This window comes from [Mycobacterium] fortunisiensis (genome assembly GCF_019050325.1).
In the GTDB taxonomy this organism is placed as follows: domain Bacteria; phylum Actinomycetota; class Actinomycetes; order Mycobacteriales; family Mycobacteriaceae; genus Mycobacterium; species Mycobacterium fortunisiensis.
Genome location: NZ_VOMB01000027.1, coordinates 225,904 through 248,095, shown reverse-complemented (window position 1 = coordinate 248,095; position 22,192 = coordinate 225,904). Strand labels below are relative to the sequence as shown.

The 22,192-nt window shown below is 68.0% G+C and carries 22 protein-coding genes; 11 read left to right on the top strand and 11 right to left on the bottom strand.

Annotation, left to right across the window (positions count from 1 at the left end):
• Positions 1 to 26 precede the first annotated feature (26 nt).
• Together FR943_RS25465 and FR943_RS25460 are read left to right on the top strand one after the other, a co-directional pair.
• Positions 27 to 1,103 (top strand): DUF4328 domain-containing protein, encoded by a 1,077-nt coding sequence (locus FR943_RS25465; RefSeq protein WP_217161099.1) that lies wholly within the window; start codon positions 27 to 29, stop codon positions 1,101 to 1,103.
• 4 nt (positions 1,104 to 1,107) lie between these two features.
• The gene (locus FR943_RS25460) at positions 1,108 to 1,941 is read left to right on the top strand and encodes a glycerophosphodiester phosphodiesterase (protein ID WP_217161098.1); all 834 of its coding nucleotides are present in this window, start codon (positions 1,108 to 1,110) and stop codon (positions 1,939 to 1,941) included.
• A 33-nt stretch (positions 1,942 to 1,974) separates the two neighbouring features.
• Here FR943_RS25460 and FR943_RS25455 read toward each other — a convergent pair whose 3' ends face one another.
• The 4 genes from FR943_RS25455 to FR943_RS25440 all read right to left on the bottom strand — a co-directional run bounded on the left by FR943_RS25455 (position 1,975) and on the right by FR943_RS25440 (position 5,632).
• Entirely contained in the window at positions 1,975 to 2,523 is a 549-nt protein-coding gene (locus FR943_RS25455) for a ferritin (RefSeq protein WP_217161097.1), read from the bottom strand.
• Positions 2,524 to 2,661: 138 nt separating this feature from the next.
• A complete protein-coding gene (locus tag FR943_RS25450; RefSeq protein ID WP_443732539.1) occupies positions 2,662 to 3,819 on the bottom strand; it encodes an LCP family protein in 1,158 nt (385 codons plus the stop codon).
• Positions 3,820 to 3,934: 115 nt separating this feature from the next.
• On the bottom strand, positions 3,935 to 4,708 hold the full coding sequence (locus FR943_RS25445; protein WP_218046219.1) for a CPBP family intramembrane glutamic endopeptidase: 774 nt from the start codon (positions 4,706 to 4,708) through the stop codon (positions 3,935 to 3,937).
• A gap of 129 nt (positions 4,709 to 4,837) precedes the next feature.
• The gene (locus FR943_RS25440) at positions 4,838 to 5,632 is read right to left on the bottom strand and encodes a DUF2470 domain-containing protein (protein ID WP_217161094.1); all 795 of its coding nucleotides are present in this window, start codon (positions 5,630 to 5,632) and stop codon (positions 4,838 to 4,840) included.
• Positions 5,633 to 5,760: 128 nt separating this feature from the next.
• Between FR943_RS25440 and pheA the strand changes: the two genes are divergently transcribed.
• Both pheA and FR943_RS25430 read left to right on the top strand, forming a co-directional pair.
• A complete protein-coding gene (gene pheA / locus FR943_RS25435) occupies positions 5,761 to 6,702 on the top strand; it encodes a prephenate dehydratase (protein WP_217161093.1) in 942 nt (313 codons plus the stop codon).
• The gene (locus FR943_RS25430) at positions 6,699 to 7,388 is read left to right on the top strand and encodes a histidine phosphatase family protein (protein ID WP_217161092.1); all 690 of its coding nucleotides are present in this window, start codon (positions 6,699 to 6,701) and stop codon (positions 7,386 to 7,388) included. Before pheA ends, FR943_RS25430 begins: the two co-directional genes overlap by 4 nt.
• Here the strand turns inward: FR943_RS25430 and FR943_RS25425 are convergent.
• Genes FR943_RS25425 through FR943_RS25415 form a run of 3 tightly spaced genes read right to left on the bottom strand, consistent with a single transcriptional unit; the run spans position 7,385 to position 9,433 of the window.
• Positions 7,385 to 7,585: a hypothetical protein gene (locus FR943_RS25425; RefSeq protein WP_217161091.1), complete on the bottom strand. Its 201-nt coding sequence runs from the start codon at positions 7,583 to 7,585 to the stop codon at positions 7,385 to 7,387. The two genes, FR943_RS25430 and FR943_RS25425, sit on opposite strands and share 4 nt — an antisense overlap.
• 54 nt (positions 7,586 to 7,639) lie before the next feature.
• Entirely contained in the window at positions 7,640 to 7,990 is a 351-nt protein-coding gene (locus FR943_RS25420; protein WP_217161090.1) for a metallopeptidase family protein, read from the bottom strand.
• A 3-nt stretch (positions 7,991 to 7,993) separates the two neighbouring features.
• Positions 7,994 to 9,433, bottom strand: a complete 1,440-nt coding sequence (locus tag FR943_RS25415) for a septum formation family protein (RefSeq protein WP_217161089.1) — start codon at positions 9,431 to 9,433, stop codon at positions 7,994 to 7,996.
• A 157-nt stretch (positions 9,434 to 9,590) separates the two neighbouring features.
• Between FR943_RS25415 and serS the strand changes: the two genes are divergently transcribed.
• Both serS and FR943_RS25405 read left to right on the top strand, forming a co-directional pair.
• Positions 9,591 to 10,844: a serine--tRNA ligase gene (gene serS / locus FR943_RS25410; protein WP_217161088.1), complete on the top strand. Its 1,254-nt coding sequence runs from the start codon at positions 9,591 to 9,593 to the stop codon at positions 10,842 to 10,844.
• The gene (locus FR943_RS25405) at positions 10,841 to 11,656 is read left to right on the top strand and encodes a DUF5718 family protein (RefSeq protein WP_217161087.1); all 816 of its coding nucleotides are present in this window, start codon (positions 10,841 to 10,843) and stop codon (positions 11,654 to 11,656) included. Before serS ends, FR943_RS25405 begins: the two co-directional genes overlap by 4 nt.
• 12 nt (positions 11,657 to 11,668) lie before the next feature.
• Here FR943_RS25405 and FR943_RS25400 read toward each other — a convergent pair whose 3' ends face one another.
• Together FR943_RS25400 and FR943_RS25395 are read right to left on the bottom strand one after the other, a co-directional pair.
• The gene (locus FR943_RS25400) at positions 11,669 to 12,007 is read right to left on the bottom strand and encodes a hypothetical protein (RefSeq protein WP_217161086.1); all 339 of its coding nucleotides are present in this window, start codon (positions 12,005 to 12,007) and stop codon (positions 11,669 to 11,671) included.
• Positions 12,004 to 13,560, bottom strand: coding sequence for a Rieske 2Fe-2S domain-containing protein (locus tag FR943_RS25395; RefSeq protein WP_217161085.1), 1,557 nt, complete (start codon positions 13,558 to 13,560; stop codon positions 12,004 to 12,006). The genes FR943_RS25400 and FR943_RS25395 overlap by 4 nt, the downstream gene beginning before the upstream one ends.
• Before the next feature lie 90 nt (positions 13,561 to 13,650).
• Between FR943_RS25395 and FR943_RS25390 the strand changes: the two genes are divergently transcribed.
• Genes FR943_RS25390 through FR943_RS25380 form a run of 3 tightly spaced genes read left to right on the top strand, consistent with a single transcriptional unit; the run spans position 13,651 to position 16,044 of the window.
• A complete protein-coding gene (locus tag FR943_RS25390; protein ID WP_217161084.1) occupies positions 13,651 to 14,451 on the top strand; it encodes a lysophospholipid acyltransferase family protein in 801 nt (266 codons plus the stop codon).
• Between the two features lie 7 nt (positions 14,452 to 14,458).
• Positions 14,459 to 15,223 (top strand): lysophospholipid acyltransferase family protein, encoded by a 765-nt coding sequence (locus tag FR943_RS25385; RefSeq protein WP_217161083.1) that lies wholly within the window; start codon positions 14,459 to 14,461, stop codon positions 15,221 to 15,223.
• Positions 15,220 to 16,044 (top strand): HAD family hydrolase, encoded by an 825-nt coding sequence (locus tag FR943_RS25380; RefSeq protein ID WP_217161082.1) that lies wholly within the window; start codon positions 15,220 to 15,222, stop codon positions 16,042 to 16,044. The genes FR943_RS25385 and FR943_RS25380 overlap by 4 nt, the downstream gene beginning before the upstream one ends.
• Positions 16,045 to 16,059: 15 nt before the next feature.
• Here FR943_RS25380 and FR943_RS25375 read toward each other — a convergent pair whose 3' ends face one another.
• Both FR943_RS25375 and FR943_RS25370 read right to left on the bottom strand, forming a co-directional pair.
• A complete protein-coding gene (locus FR943_RS25375; protein WP_217161081.1) occupies positions 16,060 to 17,688 on the bottom strand; it encodes an N-acetylmuramoyl-L-alanine amidase in 1,629 nt (542 codons plus the stop codon).
• 128 nt (positions 17,689 to 17,816) lie between these two features.
• A complete protein-coding gene (locus FR943_RS25370; protein WP_217161080.1) occupies positions 17,817 to 18,773 on the bottom strand; it encodes a hypothetical protein in 957 nt (318 codons plus the stop codon).
• A gap of 239 nt (positions 18,774 to 19,012) precedes the next feature.
• Between FR943_RS25370 and glf the strand changes: the two genes are divergently transcribed.
• Together glf and FR943_RS25360 are read left to right on the top strand one after the other, a co-directional pair.
• The gene (glf, locus tag FR943_RS25365; RefSeq protein ID WP_217161079.1) at positions 19,013 to 20,257 is read left to right on the top strand and encodes a UDP-galactopyranose mutase; all 1,245 of its coding nucleotides are present in this window, start codon (positions 19,013 to 19,015) and stop codon (positions 20,255 to 20,257) included.
• Positions 20,254 to 22,191, top strand: a complete 1,938-nt coding sequence (locus tag FR943_RS25360) for a glycosyltransferase (RefSeq protein WP_217161078.1) — start codon at positions 20,254 to 20,256, stop codon at positions 22,189 to 22,191. The genes glf and FR943_RS25360 overlap by 4 nt, the downstream gene beginning before the upstream one ends.
• The last annotated feature ends 1 nt before the right edge of the window (position 22,192 follow it).

The following is a 22,192-nucleotide window of genomic DNA, read 5'->3' as shown; positions in this document are numbered from 1 at the left end:
CGGGAGATCATGGCTAGGCTGGTCAGATGATCCAGGTGTGTTCGCAGTGCGGGACGCGCTGGAACGTGCGTGACCGGCAGCGGTCGTGGTGCCCCCGGTGCGGCGGCTCGCTGCTGGCGCCATCGGCGCCGCACTCGCAGTGGGGGCCGGCCCGGCCGTCGCCGTCTTCACCGGCGCAGCCGTCCGCACCCGCATCACGTACGACGCCGCAACTGGCCCCGGGCTACCGCTGGATCGCGGTGCGCCCCGGCCCACCGCCGCAACAGCGGCGCCGGCGCGGTCCGCTCGGGCCGACCCCGCGTTACCGCGTCATCCCCAGTTGGGGGCTGCACCAGCAATTCGAGCCGTCCGAGCCGGCAGCGGACGCCGCCGGTGCTCCATCCGGTGTCAGCGCGGTCCGCACCATGCTGGTCGTGGCCATGGTGGCGCTCGGGGTGGCGGCCTTCGCGCACGTGATCCGGTATGTGCTGCTGCTGATCAATCGCGGCATGCTGTTGCCGCCCCTGGTCGCGATCGCCGGGGTGATACTCGGACTGCTGGCCAGCCTGCTGGCGATCGTCGCCGTGGTGTTCACAGTGGTGGTGCTGGTCAACTGGCTGATCGCACGCCGGTCTGCCGGCTACGCCCGGCACGGCGAGGTGGACCCGCGCAGCAGCACCACCCTGTGGCTGGGTTGCTTGGTGCCTGGCGTGAACCTGGTGATGGCGCCGGTTTTCGTCTGGGAACTGGCCGCCCTCGAAGGCCGGCTGTCATTCCTGCGGCGCCCGATCGTGGTGTGGTGGATCGTCTGGGTGCTCAGCGGCGTGGTGGCGACCTGGTCGATGGCGACCACCGTCTACGCGACCTTCTTCAACCCGCTGCCACAGAACATCGCCGACAACACCGTGACCACGATCGTCGGCTACCTGCTGGCCCTGTGCGCGTTCCTGCTGGCCGCCAAGGTGTTCGCTGGTTTCGAAGGCAGCGCCACGACGGCCGTGCAGAGCGTCCACCGCTGGGTGGTCGTGGAGGAGCCCGAGGTGACCGCGACGTCGCAGAATGGTGAGGATTCGCCCGAATCCGCCGTTGCGGTTGAGACCGAAGGGCAGAACCCGGCAGCATAGCCGTATGGACACGGGTGACGGCGGAGCCGATGGGAAGGCGACACCGGAGCCTGGACATCCGTTCGTGGTCGCCCACCGCGGAGCCTCGGCCGACCGCCCCGAGCACACCCTTGCCGCCTACGACCTGGCCCTGCGCGAAGGTGCCGACGGGGTGGAATGCGATGTGCGGCTGACCCGCGACGGCCATCTGGTGTGTGTGCACGATCGCCGAGTGGATCGCACGTCGACCGGCACGGGTCTGGTCAGCGAGATGACGCTGGCCGAGTTACGCGAGTTGGACTACGGCTCGTGGCACGCCGGCGGGCACACCGCCGACACCGGGCTGCTGACCCTCGACGACCTCGTCGCACTGGTGCTGGACTGGAACCGACCGGTCAAGCTGTTCATCGAGACCAAACACCCGGTGCGCTACGGCGCGCTGGTGGAGAACAAGGTGCTGGCCCTGTTGCACCGGTACGGGATCGCTGCGCCGGCCTCGGCCGACCTGTCCCGCGCGGTCGTGATGTCCTTCTCGGCGGCAGCGGTGTGGCGGATCCGCCGGGCCGCCCCGATGCTGCCGACCGTGTTGCTCGGCGAGACCTCCCGGTACCTCGGTGGCAGCGCGGCCACCACGGTCGGGGCGACTGCTGTCGGGCCGTCCATCACCACCCTGCGCGAACACCCCGAGCTGGTCGACCGGGCCGCTGCCCAGGGGCGGGCGCTGTACTGCTGGACCGTCGACCATTACGAGGACGTCCAGTTCTGCCGCGATATCGGAGTGGGCTGGGTGGCCACGAACCATCCCGGCCGCACCAAGAGCTGGCTGCAGAACGGCCTGACCGGCGCCGGCCGGGACTGACGGTGCGCGGACCGAGAGTCTGCGGACTGCGGGCTAGAGGGCGCCGCCGGCGGCCTTCGGCGCCGCCGGGTCCACACCCGCCGCGCCGGACAGCTCCCGCGCGACGAAGTCCTCGATGTGGAACAGGTTGGCCCCGGCGCGGTCGGCGATACGCACCAGCGTCGCCATCGACGAGACCTCTTCGATCTGCTCCTTGAGGAACCACTGCATGAACTGCTCGCCGAGGTAATCACCCTCTTCGCGGGCCACACTGGCCAACCGGCTGATCTGCTCGGTGACGGTGCGCTCCTGGCTGAGCGCCAGTGCCAGCGCCTCGCGCGGCGTCTCGAAGCGGTTGCACACCGGATCCACACCGGGAATCTCGGCATCGATGTCGCGATCGAGGAGGTACTGAACCAGCATCATGGCGTGATTGCGCTCCTCGACCGCCTGCGCATAGAAGTGCTTGGCGAGCTGGGGCAAGTCGGCACCATCGAAATAAACAGCAATTGCAATGTATTGCTGAGATGCGGTGAACTCGCTGCGAATCTGGTCGGAGATAAGCGCGTGAAATTTCGTGTCGAGTTCACTGGTCGTGGTCATGATCCCGAGAATATAGCAGGTCACACCGCATTGTCATCGAAGGTGAACCTTAATGAGGTCAGCTTTACCTTAGTGGTGTGTCGTGCATTACGTTTTCTATTCAGAATTTGCTGACAATTGATTTAGCTTTGCCTACGCTCAAGCTGGCGGCGTTTCGATGACGTCGGTGGGGACTGCTGCGTCCTCGGCCAGCGCGGTGAACAAGCGTTCGGCGGCGTCGCTGTCCCACACCACCACGGCACCTGCGTCGCTGCCGGTGAACTCACCGATCGGCACCGTGGTGGTGATCAGGTCGTCGCCGTGCATGGCCCAGGCCAATCGGCCCAGATCCCAGACATGCGCATCCTGGTCGACGGCGACCGCACCGGTGGCCGCCCGGGCCATCGGCTGCCAGCGCAACGGGTTGGCCAGCACCTCGGGGCTGGTGGCCCGATGCAGCAGTGCCGACATGAACTCCCGCTGATGGATCATCCGGTCCAGGTCGGCGCGCGGGGTGGCGCGGGTGCGCACATAACCGAGCGCGCTGCGGCCGTCGAGTTCCTGGCATCCGGCCGGCAGGTCGATGCCGGCCAGCGGATCGCTGATCGGCTCGGCCGGGCACATCTGGACCCCACCCACGGCGTCGACCAGTGCGGCGAAGCCGTCGAAGCCGATCTCGGCGTAGTGATCGAGACGCAGGCCGGTCGCCTGCTCGACGGTCTGTGCCAGCAGCGGCGCCCCGCCCAGTGAGAACGCGGCATTCACCTTGTCCTCGCCGTAGCCGGGAATCGGTAGGTAGGAATCCCGGGGAATCGACACCATGGTGGGCGGGGTGCCCGAGCCGATCCCCGGGATGTGCACCAACAGGATGGTGTCGGTGCGACCGTTGCCGATGTCGCCGCCGGTGGCCAGGTCGGCCTGCTGTTCGGGGCTGAGGTGCTGGCGACTGTCCGAGCCGACAAGGAGCCAGGTGGTGCCGTGGGCCGCGGCGGGACGTTCGGGGTAGTCGGCCAGCGCGGGGATGCGTTGCAGCGAGGAATCGATCCACGCGCCGCCGCCGATGACGGCCAGGACGCCGATCATGAGCACCGCCAGCAGCAGCCGGCCCCAGGGGCGACGCCGCCGCGGCTTGCGTACCGGGTTGGGCGCCGGGGGGCGAGCGGCGGCCGGGGGAGCGGGCCGCCTGGGTGGCTGTGGTGGGTGCGGTGGCCTGGGTGGCTGTGGTGGCCGCGGTGGCTGTTGCCGGGGTGGCGGTGGTGGCGGTGGTGTCGGTGGATTGGGCGGCCAGGCCGGACGGTAGTTGGGGTCGCGCCGGATCACCTGGGACGGCTCGGGGCCGCGGCGGGGCGGTCCCGGACGCCGCGAGCGCGGGTCGGGGTGTCCGCGCGATGCGGTGAAGTCGTCCACAGCAGAAATGTACGTGCTGACGGCTTCATCGCAGCCAGTTGAGCTGATCGGCGAGCAGCGCGTAGCCGACGAACGCCACTGCGTCGATCAGGCCGTGCGCGATGATCAGGGGCCACAGGCGTCCGGTGCGCTGCCACGCGTAGCCGAACACCAGTCCCATCACGACATTGCCCAGCCCCGCGCTGTAGCCCTGATACAGGTGATAGGCGCCGCGCAGCAGGCTGGAGATGATCAGGGCCCGCCCGGGGCTGACGTCGAGCTGACGTAGCCGGGTGAGCAGGAACCCCACCACGATGATCTCTTCGGCCCAGCCGTTGGCGAACGCCACGCCGAGCAGCACCGGTATGCGCCACCAGGTGTCGTACAGTTCGGCGGGTTCCACGTCGGCGCTCAGCCCGAGCACCCGGGCCAGCAGGTAGAAGCCCAGGCCGGGAATGCCGATCAGCAGTGCCAAGCCGAGCCCGCCCAGTCCGTCGGCGCGCCACTGCGGGCGGGACAGGCCAATCGCGGCCGGGCCGAATCCGCTGCGCCACAACAGATACAGGGCCAGGGCGCCCCAGGCCAGAAGTTGCACGATGCCGGCCAGGTGCAGGCCGAGGTCGATCAGGTCAAACGGGGAGCGCTTCGGGTTGAGTGCGACGGTCTGGCCGGACAGGCCGAGCAGCACCGCCTCGATCAGGCGCAGGCCCGCGGTGTACGCGCTGAGCCCGAAGGTGACCGCCAGGACGACGGCGATCTCGATCTTGAGTGTGCGGCGCGGCGGATCGAGGTGCGCGTGGGGCTCGGACACCGAAGTCAGGTTAGCGGTGCGACGGCGCCGCGGCCGCTGTCACCCCATGCGCCGAAACCGCATTCCAGCAGGTTCTCACTCGCACTTTCCCTGCTGGAATGCCATTTCGGCGGAGGGAGTGATCGGCGGGTGTGCGGGTCAGATCTGCCGCGCGCGTAGGCCGTTGAGGAACGGGCAGCCCATGAGTACCCGGATGGCCTGGTTCAGTCCGGTGACGTCATCGACCGGTTTGGGGAACGGCAGCCGCACGTCGTGGTCACCGTTTTCGTTCTCGACGCGCAGTTGCACGCCGTAGCGGTCCAGGCCCAGCGGGCGCACCCGCCCTTGGCGCAGGGTGATGGGCAGCCGGGTGGCCAGGCGTTCCACCACGTCGCGGTGGGACGACTCCAGGTGCTGCAGCCAGCCGGATTCCATGGCGCAGAACGGATCGGGCCGGGCCTGCAGCAGAATCCCGAGGGCCACCGACTCGGCGCCGGTGGAATCGGCCACCACCACCGATTCGATCTCCAGGCGCATCAGGGTGTAGTTGTCCTCGTCGTGCTCGGAGTTCGGCTGGGGCTTGGAATTCACCTGCAGCAGAGCCGGATTCGGGTGCTCGGTGGCGACCAGATCGAGCAGTGCGGCCACCTCCGCGGACGGTACGTGCTGCAGACGCCCGCGGATCCAGACCAGCGAACGCACCGGCTCACGCAGCGGCAGCGGGGCGTAATCGGTCATCTCCAGCACGGCCTGCACGCCGGCTGAACCGGCGGCCAGTGTCATGCCGGCCAGCGGGCCGTTCTCGGGGACGGTGATCGCGAACGAGCCGTCGTCGAGCAGGTGGTGAACGGGCGAAGCGACCGGTTCGATGCCTTCGACAGCGATCATGGCGCCTCCGCCGCGTGCGCACGCGCTGCGGATCCGCTCAGCTGTGGTCGGTGTCGCTATCGCCATCTCGCCGCCTTCAAAACTAGGTGATACTGAGGTGAGGTAAGCCTAACTTAACTGGGTGGTGCGACGCGGGCAAGGCTTTCGGGGAAACTTCGCCCGGGGCCGCGACGCCGAACCGATAGTGTTGACACGTGCCGCGCATCGCCTACCTCGGGCCCGAGGGGACTTTCACCGAAGTGGCATTACTGCAGATGGTGGCCCACGGGTTGGTGCCCGGCCTGTCCTCGGCCGACGACCGCGCGCCCGGCTTCACCCCGGTCCTGGCCGACAGCACTCCCGGTTCCCTCGACGCCGTGCGCGATGGCCGAGCCGATTACGCCTGTGTGCCGATCGAGAACTCGATCGAAGGGTCGATACTGCCCACCCTGGACGGTCTGGCAGTGGGGAAACCACTGCAGATCTACGCCGAACTGACCCTCGACGTGGCGTTCACCATCGTGACCAGACCCGGCCACCACGGCCCGGTTCAGACGGTGGCGTCCTTCCCCGTCGCCACCGCACAGGTCCGCCACTGGCTGGCCGCCCACCTGCCCGACGCCGCCGTCGTGCCGGCCACCTCCAACGCCGCGGCCGCCCACGAGGTCGCCGAGGGCCGCGCCGATGCCGGGGTGAGCACACGGCTGGCCGCCGAGCGTTGCGGCCTGGACATCCTGGCCGCCGACGTGGTGGACGAGGCCAACGCCCGCACCCGCTTCGTCCTCGTCGGTCCGCCCGGCGCACCGCCGGCGGCCACCGGAGCCGACCGCACGTCGGTGGTGCTGCGCCTGCACAACACCCCCGGTGCGCTCGTCACGGCGATGACCGAGTTCGCGATCCGCGACATCGATCTGACCCGTATCGAATCCAGGCCCACCCGCACCGAACTCGGTACCTACATGTTCTTCCTGGACTGCGTGGGCCACATCGACGACGATTCGGTCGCCGAGGCACTCAAAGCGCTCTACCGACGTTGTACCGATGTGCGATATCTGGGTTCCTGGCCGACCGGAACGAGCGCGGGCGCATCCCCGCCGCGTTTGGACGAGGCCGCGCAGTGGTTGGCCGGTTTGCGTGCCGGAGACGACGGCTCATGAGCGGACGGTTGATTCTCGTCCGGCACGGGCAGTCGCACGGCAACGTCGCCCGACGGCTCGACACCGTGCCGCCCGGTGCCGAGCTGACCGACCTCGGCCACGAGCAGGCCCGACGGTTCGCCGGCTCGCTCGGACAGCGCCCGTCGATCCTGGCCCACTCGGTGGCCCGCCGAGCCGCCCAGACCGCCACCGGCATCGGCATGGAAACCGGTCTCGCCCCCTTCGAATTCGAAGGCGTGCACGAGGTTCAGGTCGGCGAGTTGGAAGACCGCAGCGACGACGCGGCCGTCGCCGAGTTCAACCGCATCTACCAACGCTGGCACGAGGGTGAACTCGACGTGCCGATGCCCGGCGGCGAGAGCGCCGAGGCGGTGCTGGCCCGCTACGTGCCGGTGCTCACCGAACTTCGGCTGCGCTACCTCGACGACCACGATTTCAACAGCGACATCGTGCTGGTCAGCCACGGCGCGGCCATCCGGTTGGTGGCCGCCGTGCTGGCCGGCGTGGACGGCAGCTTCGCCCTCGACCACCATCTGGGCAACACCGAATCGGTGGTGCTCGCACCGATCACCGAGGGGCGGTGGAGTTGCGTGCAATGGGCGACGCTGACCCCGCCGTTCTACCCGGAGCCCGAGGCGACGCCGGTGGCCGACGCAGTGACCTCCGAGACCGACCCGATGGGTTAGCCGTAGCGCCGGACCTCGAGCGCGACGTCACGTCCGCAGGGACAGCCCACCGACTCGCAGTCGAGGCTGAAGGTATGCGCAACTTCGGTGGTGGTGCAGCCGTCGTCAGTGCATTCCGTGCGGTACCGGACGTGGTGAATCAGGGTGCCGTGGCAATGCTCCAGCCCGGCTGCGCACTCCCGGCACTGGATCGTCATAGTCCCGTTGATAGCACTGCCGGCCGACAATCTGCGGTTGCCGCGCCCGGCCTGCTAACCCCACCCCAATTCGTGGAGCCGCTCGTCATCGATCCCGAAATGATGCGCAATCTCATGGATCACCGTGATCGCCACCTCGTCGACCACACCGGCCTCGCTGTCGCAGAAGTCCAGCAGCGCACCGCGGTAGATCGTGATGGTGTCCGGTAGCGAACCGGCATACCAGGAGTCACGCTCGGTCAGCGCCACGCCCCGGTACAGGCCGAGGATCTCGGGCTCGTCGGGATCGCGGTCTTCCACCAGGATCACCACGTTGTCGATCGCGGCGGCCAGCTGCGGCGGGATCAGATCGAGCGCGTCGGACACCAGCTCGTCGAATCGCTGCGAGCTCATCCGCACCGGCACGGCTCAGGGTCCCGGCGGCGCGGGGACCGGCTCACCCGGCGGCGGGCCGGCGGGCGGTGCCGCATCTCCCTCAGGGGCGGGCGCGGGAGCCTCCGGTGCCGGCGGCGCCGGGTTGTCACCGGCCTGCTCCGGTGCCGGGGCGGCCGTGGCGGCCTGCTGCTGTTGCTGCTGCGGGACGTGCTGGCTCTGGGTCTGCTGGCTGCTCGACGACGAGCCCGACGACCCGGATGAGCCCGACGAACTCGAACCGGAGGACCCGGATGAGCCCGACGACCCCGAGCCAGAGGAGCCCGACGAACCGGACCCCGACGAACCGGAGGACCCGGACGAGCCCGGCGACCCCGACGACGAGCTGTCGTCGACATCCGGCATCGGGATCGGGTCCATGTTGAGCCGCTCCTCCGGGATGTCCGGCGGTGCGACCGGGGGCTGTCCGTTGATCAGGAGCTCGCCCTTGGCGCTGTTGACCAGGGTGGACCAGCCGCCGTTGCCCAGGGTGGCGCCGATGCTGCACGACACCTGGCGACTGCCGGCCGACCAGCTGGGCAGTGAGATCGTGCTGTAGCTCAGCGCCAGGGTGGTGGTGCGCAACTGCACCGGCGCCAGATAGTCATCGGTCTGTGCGGTGCAGGCATCCTTGATGAAGCTGTCCTGATCGGCTTCGGGTGGCAGCCCGCCGGGGAACTTCTCGGCGAGGTTGACCGCACCGGTCACCTCCATGGCGTGCGGCGCGGCACAATCCACCGGGACGTCGGTGGGCTGATTGGTGGCCGGGTCGATACCCAGGCAGGTACCGGCGGCCCAGACCTTCGACTGGTCGATGTCGGCCACCCGGCCGGCGGCCTCCAATTGGCTGTCGCCGGGGCCGAGCAGCTGCAGGCCGCACAGCATCCGCCGCTCACCGGACTGCTTCCAGGCCTTCTCCCCGGACCACAGCAGACCGATGGTGAACTTGCCGTTGGGGTCATAGCGCGGCCCCAGGTAGTTGCGCACCGACGGGGTGCACTGCTCCTGGCTGATCTGCTTGATCCGGTCCACCGTCGGGGGCGGCGCCCCGGGGCCGTATTCGCTGCCCGGGAACGTGCGCATGTCCACTGCCTTGGCCACCTCGAAGCGGTGGTTGTCCTTGCAGTCCACGATGTGTGCCGCGTCCGGGTTGCGGCCGGGCCAGTTCAGGCAGTCGCCGCCCTTGACGTGATTGAAGGTGTCGTTGCCGCGCGGGCCCAGTGCGATTGCACCCGGTACGGAGCTGGCCCCCTCGCTGCGGGGCAGCGCCGTGATCAGGCCGGCGATCAGCAGCGCGCCCAGCGCGGTGAGCAGCAGCGCCCGCCGCGTCGACGCGGCGGCCAGGCTCTGCCACCACCGTTCCGGCGCGGGTTGCTCGTCGACCGGTTGGGTGAGCAGTTCCGGGGGCTCGTCGCTGTGCTCGGGTGCTTCCAACATCGCCCTCCATTGTGACAGGCGTGTCAGCCGCTGTGACAAGTGATGCGGTTGTAATGTTGCGTGGTTCTACTCGATGACGAACGCTGTCGCGGTGACGGTCACCTCATCCGACGACCTCAGATGTACGTCGCCGCATTCCGAAAAGTAGGGTTGCGCCGTGATCGACCTCAAGTTGCTGCGGGAGAATCCCGACCTCGTCCGCGCGTCGCAACGGGCTCGCGGGGAGGACCCGGGGCGCGTCGACGCGCTGCTGGAGTCCGACACGGCGCGCCGCACCGCGATCTCGGCAGCCGACAATCTGCGCGCCGAGCAGAAGGCCGCGAGCAAGCTCGTCGGCAAGGCGACACCCGAGGAACGCCCGGCCCTGCTGCAGCGGGCCAAGGACCTGGCCGAGCAGGTCAAAGCGGCCGAGGCCGCCCAGACCGAAGCCGAGAGCGCCTTCACCGCCGCGCACATGGCGATCGGCAACGTGATCATCGAAGGAGTTCCGGCCGGCGGCGAGGACGATTTCGTGGTCCTCGAAACGGTCGGTGAGCCCCGGGCCATCGACAACCCGAAAGACCACCTGGAGCTGGGCGAGGCGCTCGGGCTGATCGACATGGAACGCGGCGCCAAGGTGTCGGGTTCGCGGTTCTACTTCCTGACCGGCGCCGGTGCGCTGCTGCAACTGGGTCTGCTGCAGCTGGCCACCCAGGTGGCCGTGGAGAACGGCTTCACGCTGATGATCCCGCCGGTGCTGGTGCGCCCGGACGTCATGGCGGGCACCGGATTTCTCGGTGCACACGCCGACGAGATCTATCACCTTGAGGCTGACGACATGTACCTGGTCGGCACCTCGGAGGTGCCGCTGGCCGGCTATCACGCCAACGAGATCCTGGATCTGTCCGGCGGGCCGCGCCGGTACGCCGGGTGGTCGTCGTGTTTCCGGCGCGAGGCCGGCAGCTACGGCAAGGACACTCGCGGCATCATCCGGGTGCACCAGTTCGACAAGGTAGAGGGATTCGTCTACTGCAAGCCCGAGGATGCCGAGGCCGAGCACCAGAAGCTGCTGGGCTGGCAGCGCCAGATGCTGGCGGCCATCGACGTGCCCTACCGGGTGATCGATGTCGCCGCAGGCGATCTGGGCTCCTCGGCGGCGCGCAAGTACGACTGCGAGGCGTGGGTACCCACCCAGCAGACCTACCGGGAGCTGACCTCCACCTCGAACTGCACGACGTTCCAGGCTCGGCGGTTGTCCACCCGCTACCGGGACGAGAACGGAAAGCCGCAGATCGCGGCTACGCTCAACGGCACGTTGGCCACCACCCGCTGGTTGGTGGCGATCCTGGAAAACCATCAGCAGCCCGACGGTAGTGTGCGCGTACCGGACGCGCTGGTTCCCTTCGTCAGAACGGAAGTGCTTGAGCCATGATCGATATCGACCTTGAAGAAGTGCGTAACTGGTTCGGCTTCGGGGTGGCGGGGAACTTCGCGGGGCATCTCGAACAAGCCGGTGAGGCAGGGGATTTCGTCAAGGTGGTGACCGAAGGGTATGCGCCCAAGGGCATCTTCCCGTGGTATGCGCCCGGGCGGGACGATTTTCTCGGCGAGTTCCCGCTCTCCAGCGATGCGATCCTGCTGCCTGAGCCCGGTGAGGTGGACGGGCCGCTGAACCTGCAGATCGAGCCCGAGGTGGGGGTGGCCTGCCGGGTGGTGTGGAACGGCGACACCGTGGCGCGGCTGGAACCGTTCGCGCTGGGGGCCTTCAACGACTGCTCGATCCGCAGGCCGGGTGCGCCCAAGATCAGCTACAAGAAGAACTGGGGACCGGCCTCCAAAGGTGTTGCGCCGCAGTTCTTCGAGATCAGTGATCTGACGCCGGACGGTCCGACGGCCGATATGCGGCTGGTCTGCTATCTGCGCGAGGACGGTGGTCAGCAGCATGCCTACGGCGTCGACTCGCCGCTGGTCGGCTACTCCTATTACGGCGAGGTGCTGCTCGACTGGATCGTCGAACGGCTGGCCAACCAGAAGGGTTCGGCGGACACTCCGCTGGAGGACGTCGGCGCCCTGATGGTGGCCAGCGGGCACCCCGAGCACGTGTTGATCGGGATCGGTGCCACCCGCTACACCCCGCTGGGTGAATCCACCTATCTCAAGCCCGGCGACGAGGCCATCGTGCGGGTGTACGACAGCGCTTCGAGTGCGGCTTCGGAACTGCGGCAGGTGGTTTCGGCCCGCTGAGGACGGGGCGAACTAGCGTCCGAGCAGCTCGTCCAACCGGGCGACGAACTCGTCTGGCCGTACCGGGGTGAACGCCGGCTTGGGGTAGGTGCCGCGCACATCGAGGGTGATCAACGTTGACCGCAGCGGCCGGTGCACGTCCAGTGGCAGCCAGCGGCGCAGATCGCTGCTGCCCCACAGCCGGAAGCGCTGGGTAAAGAGCCCCAGCGGCGTGGCCCGGTAGCCCTTGATGTCGCGCAGCGGTATCACTTTCGAGGTTCCCGACGGGAAGTGGTAGCGGCGCAATGTGATCGCCTCGCGATCCAGCTGGATCAAGCCGTCGTCGTAGTACTGCCGCGGTGCGGTGGTCATGCCCGTGCGCACCGCAACTCGTGCCCCTTGGTGGTCAGGCACTTACCGTTCTCGAGGTTCCACTGCCAGCCGTGCAGATTGCAGGTGAGGGTATTACCTTCCACCACACCGAATTTCGAAAGGTCGGCCTTCAGATGCGGGCACCGGCGCTGGATCTCCCAGCCGTCCAGGGTGATCGAAGAGGAATCGTCGTGGGCTTCGGCGAACCAGCCGTCGGCGTAGGCGATGCGCTCATCGGTCAGGCATTTGAAGAACGTGTACAGGTACTCGTTGTAGCCGCCCACCCGCCACGCTTTGAACCGGGTGGACAGGAAGATGGTGTTGACCCAGTCCGGCTCGTTGTCGCGCAGCACGGTGCGCACCAACTCGGGACCGATGGCGAACCCGTAGCGGAACTTCTCGTCCGGGATCGGTTCGCGCACCAGGCGTTTCGGGAAGTCCAGCACCACGGTCTCGCTGTGCCCGGCGCCGGACAACCGTAGCTGTACCGGGTAACCGATGCCGTCGCAGATCTGATCGGTCTGCGCCATGATCGGCTCGAACAGGGCGCGCAGCGCAGGCAGCAGGGGTTCGCCGGCCGCCGGGGCCCAGGACGCTTTCTCCGCGGCCAGCACCGGGGCCATCCGCCGGGCGTAGTCCTCGATGTAGGCGGCCTTGCCGGTGGTGAAGATCGTTTCCGGATCCTCGACCGGGTGGGTCAGCGAATTGAGCTGTGAACCGGTGAAATCCGCGGTGCTGCCCGGGATCATCAGCAATCCGCCGTCGTGGCCGTGGCGGCGCATCTGATCCAGGAACACCACCTGGTCGGGGAAGATGTTCGCCGGGTCGCCGTGGTCGTCGTTGAGGTCGCGCAGCTCGGTATCCAGGAAGCACGGCGGCCCAGCCGAGGGGATCACCCACGTCGCCCCGACCTGCGCGATGTACTGCCGGCACCGATCCATCTGACGCTGGCGCTTCTGGATACCGAAGGCCTCCTTGGCCCGGGCCGGCATGTCGTAGACCATCGGGTACCAGATCGCCCCGGAGTACTGCAGCATGTGCACGTCGATCTGGCCGAAGTCGGCATGCAGCATGTCCAGGTCGACAGGCCGCGCGTCGTTCATATTGAAAACGGTGGTCTCACCGTCGTCGACCACCAGCCCCGAATCGCCGATCGGACCGTCGGCCGGGGCGCGCAAGGCGATGATCATCACATCGAGGTCCCCCTTGGGACCGCTGACGGTGTGCTTCACCGAATCGGTGGTCTCGAAGAACCGGTGGAATCCCAGCGCGGCCAGCTCGCGCTGCAGGTCGGGCACCGGGAAGTCGGGCAGCAACACCACGGCGTCCTTGTTGACGTGGCGGCGCAGGTTCTCCGGGTCGAAGTGGTCGGAGTGCAGGTGCGAGACGTAGAGGTAGTCGACGTTGCCGAGGGCGTCCCAATCCAACGTGCTGTTGTCCGGGAACGGGAACCACGAGGCGAAATAGGCGGGGTTGACCCAGGGATCGCACAGAATGCTGCCAGCCTTGGTCTCGATCAGGAAGCCGGCATGCCCGACGCTGGTGACCTGCACAAACAGCCTTTCGATGGAGTACTTCGATGCTCGCCCAGCCTAGCCCGAGTTGGGTGACGGGCCGCTACGGGCTGGGATTAGGCTGGCTACGTGGAACCGGTGTACGGGACAGTCATACAACTCGCTCGGCTGGCCTGGCGGCTGCAGGGGCTGAAGTTCACCGTGACCGGGGTGGAAAACCTCCCGGTCACCGGCGGTGCGGTGGTGGCCATCAACCACACCAGCTACTTCGACTTCACGTTCGCCGGGCTGCCCGCCTACCTGCAGAAGCGGGGCCGCAAGGTGCGGTTCATGGCAAAGCGGGAAGTCTTCGACAACAAGATCAGCGGACCGATCATGCGCAGCCTGCGCCACATCGAGGTGGATCGGGACAGCGGGGCGGCCTCGTTCGAGGCGGCGGTCGACTATCTCAAGGCGGGTGAGCTGGTCGGGGTGTACCCGGAGGCGACGATCAGTCGCAGCTTCGAGATCAAGGGCTTCAAGTCCGGCGCCGCCCGGATGGCGATCGAGGCCGGAGTGCCGATCGTGCCGCACATCGTCTGGGGTGCGCAGCGGATCTGGACCAAGGGCTACCCGAAGAAGCTTTACCGGCCCAAGGTGCCGATCTCGATCGCGGTGGGTGAGCCGATCCAGCCGACGCTGCCGGCAACCGAACTCACCGCGCTCCTGCACTCGCGGATGCAGCATCTGCTCACGCAGGTCCAGGACGCGTACGGGCCGTATCCGCCCGGCGAATACTGGGTGCCCCATCGGCTGGGTGGCTCGGCGCCGACGCTTGCCGAGGCCAACCGGATGGACGCCGAGGAGGCTGCCGCGAAGGCGGCCAGGCGGCCCGAGAGCGATCAAGCCGGACCCACCGGACCTTCCGAGCCCACCGGGTCCCCGGGGTAAGCGGCGTATGGAACCGGTTTTCCGAAGTTTGGAGGTTGCCGCCAGGCTCGCGGTCCGGGCCACCGGGACTCGAATCACGTTCCGCGGCTTGGACAATCTTCCCGCCGACGGTGGTGCGGTGGTGGCCATCAACCACACCGGCTATGTCGATTTTCTGCCGGCCGGGTTGGCCGCCACCGAGCGTGGCCGACGCATGCGGTTCATGATCAAGGCCGAGATGCAGCAGGTGAAGGTGGTCAACTACCTGATCAAACACACCGGCACCATCCCGGTGGACCGGCGTGCGGGCGCGGGCGCCTACGCCGCTGCGGTCGAGGCGCTGCGCGAGGGCGAGTTGGTCGGCGTGTACCCGGAGGCGACGATCAGTCGCAGCTTCGAGCTCAAGGACTTCAAGACGGGCGCGGCGCGCATGGCGCTGGACGCCGACGTGCCGATCGTGCCCCTGATCGTGTGGGGTGCGCACCGGATCTGGACCAAGGACCATCCGAAGAATTTGGGGCACAATAAGTTTCCGGTCACCGTCGCGGCGGGCCGGCCGATCGCCCCGGTCGCGCCGTCCTCGGCGCTCGATCAGCAGTTGCGGACCGAGATGAGCACACTGCTGGACCGGGTGCAGCGCGAGTACCCGGCCCCGCCGGGGCAGTACTGGATGCCGCACCGACTGGGTGGCACCGCGCCGACGCCGGCTGAGGCCAAGCGGCTCGATGAGGCGGAGTTGGCCGAGCGCGCGCGTAAGCGCGCCGAGCGTGAAGCGACGGGAAACAATCGATGAGCGACGAACGACCGCCGGTGCTGATCGCCACCGACGTGGATGGAACGCTGCTCGACGAGGACGAGAAGGTCTCGCCGCGCACCCGCGCGGCGGTACAGGCTGCCGTGGCGGCCGGTGCCACGTTCGTGCTGGCCACCGGGCGGCCACCGCGGTGGGTCGAACCGGTGGTGGAGGGGCTGGGGCTGGCGCCGATGGCGGTGTGCGCCAACGGTGCGGTGATCTACGACCCGGCCACCGATCGCATCGTGTCGGCCCGCACGCTCTCGGTCGAGATGCTCGGTGAGCTCGCCGAGATCGTCGCGCGGGTGATCCCCGGCGCCGGGCTGGCGGTGGAACGGGTCGGCGCGTCCGCGCACGATGCGGCCACCCCGCAGTTCGTCAGCTCGCCGGGCTATGAGCACGCCTGGCTGAACCCGGACAACACCGAGGTGTCGGTCGCGGACCTGCTCAGCGCCCCGGCGGTCAAGCTGCTGATCCGCAAGGCCGGTGCGCGCAGCGCCGACATGGCCGCCGAGCTGATCAAACATGTTGCATTGCAGGGTGATATCACCTATTCGACCAACAACGGCCTGATCGAGGTGGTGCCGCCGGGGGTCAGCAAGGCCACCGGCGTCGACGAGCTGGCCGCACCGCTCGGCCTCACCGCCGCCGATATCGTGACGTTCGGGGACATGCCGAACGACATACCGATGCTGAGCTGGGCCGGTCGGGGCGTGGCGATGGGCAATGCCCACCCCGAGGCCGTGGCCGCGGCCGACGAGATCACCCACACCAACGCCGAGGACGGCGTGGCCCGGGTGCTGGAACGCTGGTGGTCCTGACCGGGCCGGGTGCGCTCAGGTGATCGGGGTGAAGCGCTCCAGCTGAACCGGTTGTTCATCGGATGAGGGTGGGGGCAGTTTTACCGGCACGCCGTCGACAACGCGTGTGACGGTGCCGTTTTCGCGGTCGAAGTTCAGCGTGCCGTGCTGGAAGTTCTGCACCACCCACTGGGGCTCGGGAATCTCTGCGCTGGTGGGCAGGCCCAGCACGCCGCGCTCGAAGCCCAGGGTTCCCCACGCTTCGTAGATCGCGCCGGTCACCGGTTGGGCGCCGCTCTCGGCCGACCAGTACACCGCGCCGCGCTCGAACCGCGCGTAGCGGGAGCCGCCTTTGCCCGGGGTTTCCGGTGAGGTCGGGTTGCCCAGCAGGCCGGTGGCCCCGCCCAGGCCCTGCCAGCGGTTGTAGATGGCGCCGCCGCGCATCTGGTCGGCCAGGTCCTCGGGTCCCGGCGGGCGGTTGAACCGGGCGGCGATGTCGCGGATCCGGTCCATCAGGGCGTAGGCCGCATTGCCGGGGCAGTCGGTGATGCCGACGTCGCGGTGGGTGAAGATCGTCGGCAGGGTCGGGGTGGCCCCGCGGGGGAAGTGGGTGAACGATCCGCCTGCGGACGTCAGCGCCACGGTGCCGTGCGGGTCGATGTGGTCGAGGCCCAGCCGCCAGCCCAGCAGTCGTCCGGTGTTGCGCAGTTGGATCGGGGTGGGTGGTACCACGTCGAAATCGCCCAACATCGCCACGCCCCAGGTGTCGATGTTGAAGCCGCCGGTGTGCGAGCCCTCCACCGGTTTGTCCATCCCGCCGGCGCGGCCTTCGAAGACCTGGCCGTACTTGTCGACCATGGCGTTGTAGGCGATGTCGCACCAGCCGAGCTCACGGGTGTGGTACTCGTAGATCGACCGGATGATGCCTGCGGAATCCTCGGGCGCGTAGTCGTTGCTGCCGGCCGTGTGATGGACGATCCCGGCTCGGATGCCCCTGTCGTACACGGTGTTTCCGCATCGCATGGATTCGTCGGCGCCCCACTGTGCGCGGCTGATGATGGTCGGCGGTTGGCCGGGCGCGGTGACCGCGGCCGGCAGTGGTCCGACGTCGACGGGGGATTGCGGCGGGCTGATCAGCACCGCGGTGATGTTCTGACCGATGGGTGCCTCGACGTTGGCGGGCACGTAGCCGAGCGGGGGTTTGGGCTTGGCGGGGTCGGGCTTGGCGGTCTTCGCAGTCTTGCCCGGAGGGGCGGGGGCCTGCGGGGCGCGGGTGACGGCGATCTGCACGGTGGTGGTGCGGCCGACGAAGACCGGTTCGGTGCCGCGCGGGCCGGGGGTGTCGGCCCCGACGCCGTCGAGGTTCTCGGCGGCGTACCACGGTCCCCAGCTGCCGTCGTCCTGGCGGGCGCGTACCCGGGCGGAGGTGCCGCGCAGATCGGCGGAGGTCAGCGCAACCATCGAGAACGGGGTGTCCTGGTGGACCTCGCGGATGCTTTCGCCGGTGGTGAGGTTGTCCAGGGGTTGCTGGGTGAGTTGCGGCGCTGAAGCGGACGGGCCGTGTTGTTCGTCGGAGCCGGATTCTGAGATCGCCCAGGGCACGATGACCACCGTCGCCGCGAGCGCGGTGAACAGAAGCGATGGAGCGGTACGGCGGGACTGCACGGACTGATGTTACGTATGGGTCTGATGTTACGGATGATTCGACACGGCCCTCCGCGCCGGTTTTCCGCACAACGGCACCGCAGAGCCCGATGGCTTCTGCGGTGCCGTTCTTGTAACCGGGTCTGTACTTACGGGGCGGGCGGTGCGGGAGCGGGCACCGGTGCGGGTGCCGGCGGCTTCATCGCCTGCGTGATCGCCGGCATCACCATCCCCTTGAGCAGGTCGATGGCCTGGCCGGCGCCCAGCTGGTTGGCGGCGCTGGACAGATCGCCGAACAGCCCGCCGCCGCCGCTGGTGGCCGGCATCGCCGACAGCGACGGATCGGCGCCCAGTAGCGGATAGGTGCCTGCGCTGGGATCCATTCCGATCGGTGCCGAGATCGGCACCTCACCCGGAGCGGGCAGGCCACCGGACAGCGCTGGGTCGAGACCCACCGGCGAGGTGGTCAGGCCGGTGCTGTCCAGCCCCGCGGGGGAGGTGGTCAGTCCACCCGTCGCCGGTGGAGTGAGTGCCGGGTTGGTCAGCGATCCCGGGGTCGGCGGGGTGAGTGCGGGGTTGCTGAGCCCCGGATCGGTGAGCGACCCGGTGGCTCCCGGCAGCGCGCCTTCCGGCGCGGCGGTCAGGCCGTTGGGGCTGGTCAGCGCGGCGTCGGGGGAGGTGAGCCCCGGCGACGTGAGACCGGGCGAGGTCAGACCGGGTGAGGTCAGACCGGGTGAGGTCAGATCCGGTGAGGTGAGGCCTGGCGACGTGAGGCCCGGTGAGGTGAGGCCAGGTGACGTGAGGCCCGGTGAGGTGAGCCCCGGCGAAGTCAGGGTGGGTGACCCCAGCGTCGGCGTCGGGCTCGAGCCGGTCAGCAGGCCGGTCGGCATCGGCGGCAGGTTGATGCCGAACTGGGACAGGCCCTGCGAGAGAGCGGACATCAGCTCACCCGGCAGGTCGGTGACCAGTGCGGCCTGGGTGAACTCGCGCTCCTGGGGAGCGGGGGAAAGTTGCGACATGGCGACCAGGGCCACTGGACTTGCGACTGCCACTGCGGCGACTGCGCTCATGGCTGTCGAGAGCTTGCGTCGACGGCGGTTCGGCACGGAAGTCTCCTCAATATGTTTACTGCACAGGAACTGCATTTTGGATTGCGGGTAGTGCTCTCCACTTGCTCCGTCGGTGATCCGGACCGGTGGTCTGAAGCCCATGAGTACCAACGAGATCGATGGTACGGCTGTGACTAGTGGGTCTAGAGTGACGATATTGAATCGTGAGCGAATTGCGACCTGGGCCCTTTGTCGAATTCGGGGCACGGCGGCGCGGTCGGATACCCTGGCTGCCGATGACGTCCTTATCTCCCCGGGTCGCTACAGAGCAGTCCAGCGGCCATTTCGACTTGATTGTCGTCGGCTCCGGATTTTTCGGTCTGACGATCGCCGAACGCGTCGCGACGCAACTGGACAAACGTGTCCTTGTCATCGAGCGCCGCTCACACATCGGCGGCAACGCCTACTCCGAGGCTGAACCGCAGACCGGTATCGAGGTGCACAAGTACGGTGCCCACCTGTTCCACACCTCTAACCGGCGGGTGTGGGACTACGTGCGGCAGTTCACCGACTTCACCGGCTACCAGCACCGGGTCTTCGCGATGCACAACGGCCAGGCCTATCAGTTCCCGATGGGGCTGGGCCTGGTCTCGCAGTTCTTCGGCCGCTACTTCACCCCTGACGAGGCCCGGGCCCTGATCAAGGAACAGGCTTCAGAGATTGCCGGGCACGAGGCGGCCAACTTCGAAGAGAAGGCGATCTCACTGATCGGCCGGCCACTGTACGAGGCGTTCATGAAGCACTACACCGCCAAACAGTGGCAGACGGATCCGAAAGAGCTGCCCGCGGCCAACATCACCCGACTGCCGGTGCGCTACACCTTCGACAACCGCTACTTCAACGACACGTACGAGGGCCTGCCGGTCGACGGGTACACCGCCTGGCTGGAGAACATGGCCGCCGACGATCGCATCGAGGTCCGGTTGGACACCGACTGGTTCGACGTCCGGGACGAGCTCAGGGCGCAGTCCCCCGATGCCCCGGTGGTCTACACCGGGCCGCTGGACCGCTACTTCGACTATTCCGAGGGTCGGTTGGGCTGGCGCACACTGGATTTCGATCTGGAAGTGCTCGATACCGGTGACTTTCAGGGCACCCCGGTGATGAACTACAACGACGCCGACGTGGACTACACCCGGATCCACGAGTTCCGGCATTTCCACCCCGAGCGGGACTACCCGGCCGACAAGACGGTGATCATGCGGGAGTTCTCCCGGTTCGCCGGTGACGACGACGAGCCGTACTACCCGATCAACACCGAATCCGACCGCGCCCTGCTGGCCACCTACCGGGCCCGCGCCAAGGCCGAAACCGCCTCGGCGAAGGTACTTTTCGGGGGCCGGCTGGGCACCTACCAGTACCTGGACATGCACATGGCGATCGCCAGTGCGCTGAACATGTACGACAACACCCTGGCACCGCACCTGACTGACGGTGCGCCGCTGGTCACCGAACCCGAGAACGAAAGCAGCAAAGCATGAGTGACATCCCATCCGGCGCGCTCGACGCCGGTGAATCGCGGGCCGTCAGTCTGCTGGCCCGCGTCATCCTGCCGCGACCGGGCGAGCCGCTGGACGTCCGTAAGCTCTATCTCGTCGAAGACCCGACCAACGCCCGCCGGGCCCATGCGCCGACCCGCACCACGCTGGAGATCGGCACCGAATCGGGAATCTCCTTCGCCACGTACTTCAACGCCTTCCCGGCCAGTTACTGGCGGCGCTGGTCGACGCTGAAGTCAGTGGTGCTGCGCGTCGAACTGACCGGCACCGCCCGCGTCGACGTGTACCGCTCCAAGGCCACCGGCGCCCGGATCACCGTCGGTGGCGCGCCGGTGTCCAGCGGTGACTCCGCCGAACCGGCGAGCGTCGAATTCGAGATCGACCTGGCCCCCTTCGAAGACGGCGGCTGGATCTGGTTCGACATCACCAGCGACACCGCGGTGCGGGTGCACAGCGCCGGCTGGTACGCCCCGACGCCCGCCCCGGGCCGGGCCAACATCGCCGTCGGCATCCCGACCTTCAACCGGCCGGCGGACTGCGTCAACGCGCTGGCCGCGCTGACCTCGGATCCGTTGGTGGACGAGGTGATCAGCGCGGTCATCGTGTCCGACCAGGGCACCAGCAAGGCCAAGGACCATCCCGGTTTCGAGGCGGCCGCGGCCAGTCTGGGCTCGCGCCTGTCCATTCACAACCAGCCCAACCTCGGTGGGTCCGGCGGCTACAGCCGCGTGATGTACGAGGCGCTGAAGAACACCGACTGTGAGCAGATCCTGTTCATGGACGACGATATCCGCATCGAACCCGATTCGATCCTGCGGGCCCTGGCCATGAACCGGTTCGCCAAGGAGCCGATGCTGGTGGGCGGGCAGATGCTCAACCTGCAGGAGCCGTCGCACCTGCACATCATGGGCGAGATGGTGGACCGGTCGAACTTCATGTGGTCGGCCGCGCCCAATGCCGAATACGACCACGACTTCTCCAAGCATGCGCTCGACGACACCGAGTCCGACCGCAGCAAGCTGCTGCACCGCCGCATCGACGTCGACTTCAACGGCTGGTGGATGTGCATGATCCCGCGCCAGGTGGCCGAGGAGCTCGGGCAACCGCTGCCGCTGTTCATCAAGTGGGACGACGTGGAGTACGGGCTGCGCGCTGCCGAACACGGCTACCGCACGGTCACCCTGCCGGGTGCGGCGATCTGGCACATGGCCTGGAGTGACAAGGACGACGCGATCGACTGGCAGGCCTACTTCCACCTGCGCAACCGGTTGGTGATCTCCGCGATCCACTGGGACGGCGACGTCCGCGGGCTGCTTGCCAGCCACCTCAAGGCCACGTTGAAACACCTTCTGTGCCTTGAGTATTCGACGGTCGCCATCCAGAATCGGGCCATGGAGGACTTCCTGGCCGGACCGGAGCACATCTTCTCGATCCTCGAGTCGGCGCTGCCCGACATCCGCGCGATGCGCCAGCAGTTCCCCGACGCCGTGGTGCTGCCCGGCGCCACCGCGCTGCCGCCTGCCTCGGACCTCAAGCGCAGGAAGATCGGGGTCCCGGTGTCCAAGCCGGCGATCATCCTGAACCTCGCCCGCGGTGCCGTGCACCAACTGCGCCGGCACGATCCCGAAACCCATGTCCGGCCCCAGATCAATGTGGCCACCCAGGACGCCCGCTGGTTCTCGCTGTGCCGGGTCGACGGGGTCACCGTCACCACCGCCGACGGCCGCGGTGTGGTGTTCCGGCAGCGCGACCGGGCCAAGATGTTCGCACTGCTGCGCGCCTCGCTGCGCCAGCAGTTGCGTGTGGTCCGTCAGTTCGACCGGATGCGCAAGGTCTATCGTGAGGCGCTGCCGGTGCTGACCAGCACCCAGAAGTGGGAGACGGTGTTGCTGACCGAGTCGGCGGAGAACAACTGAG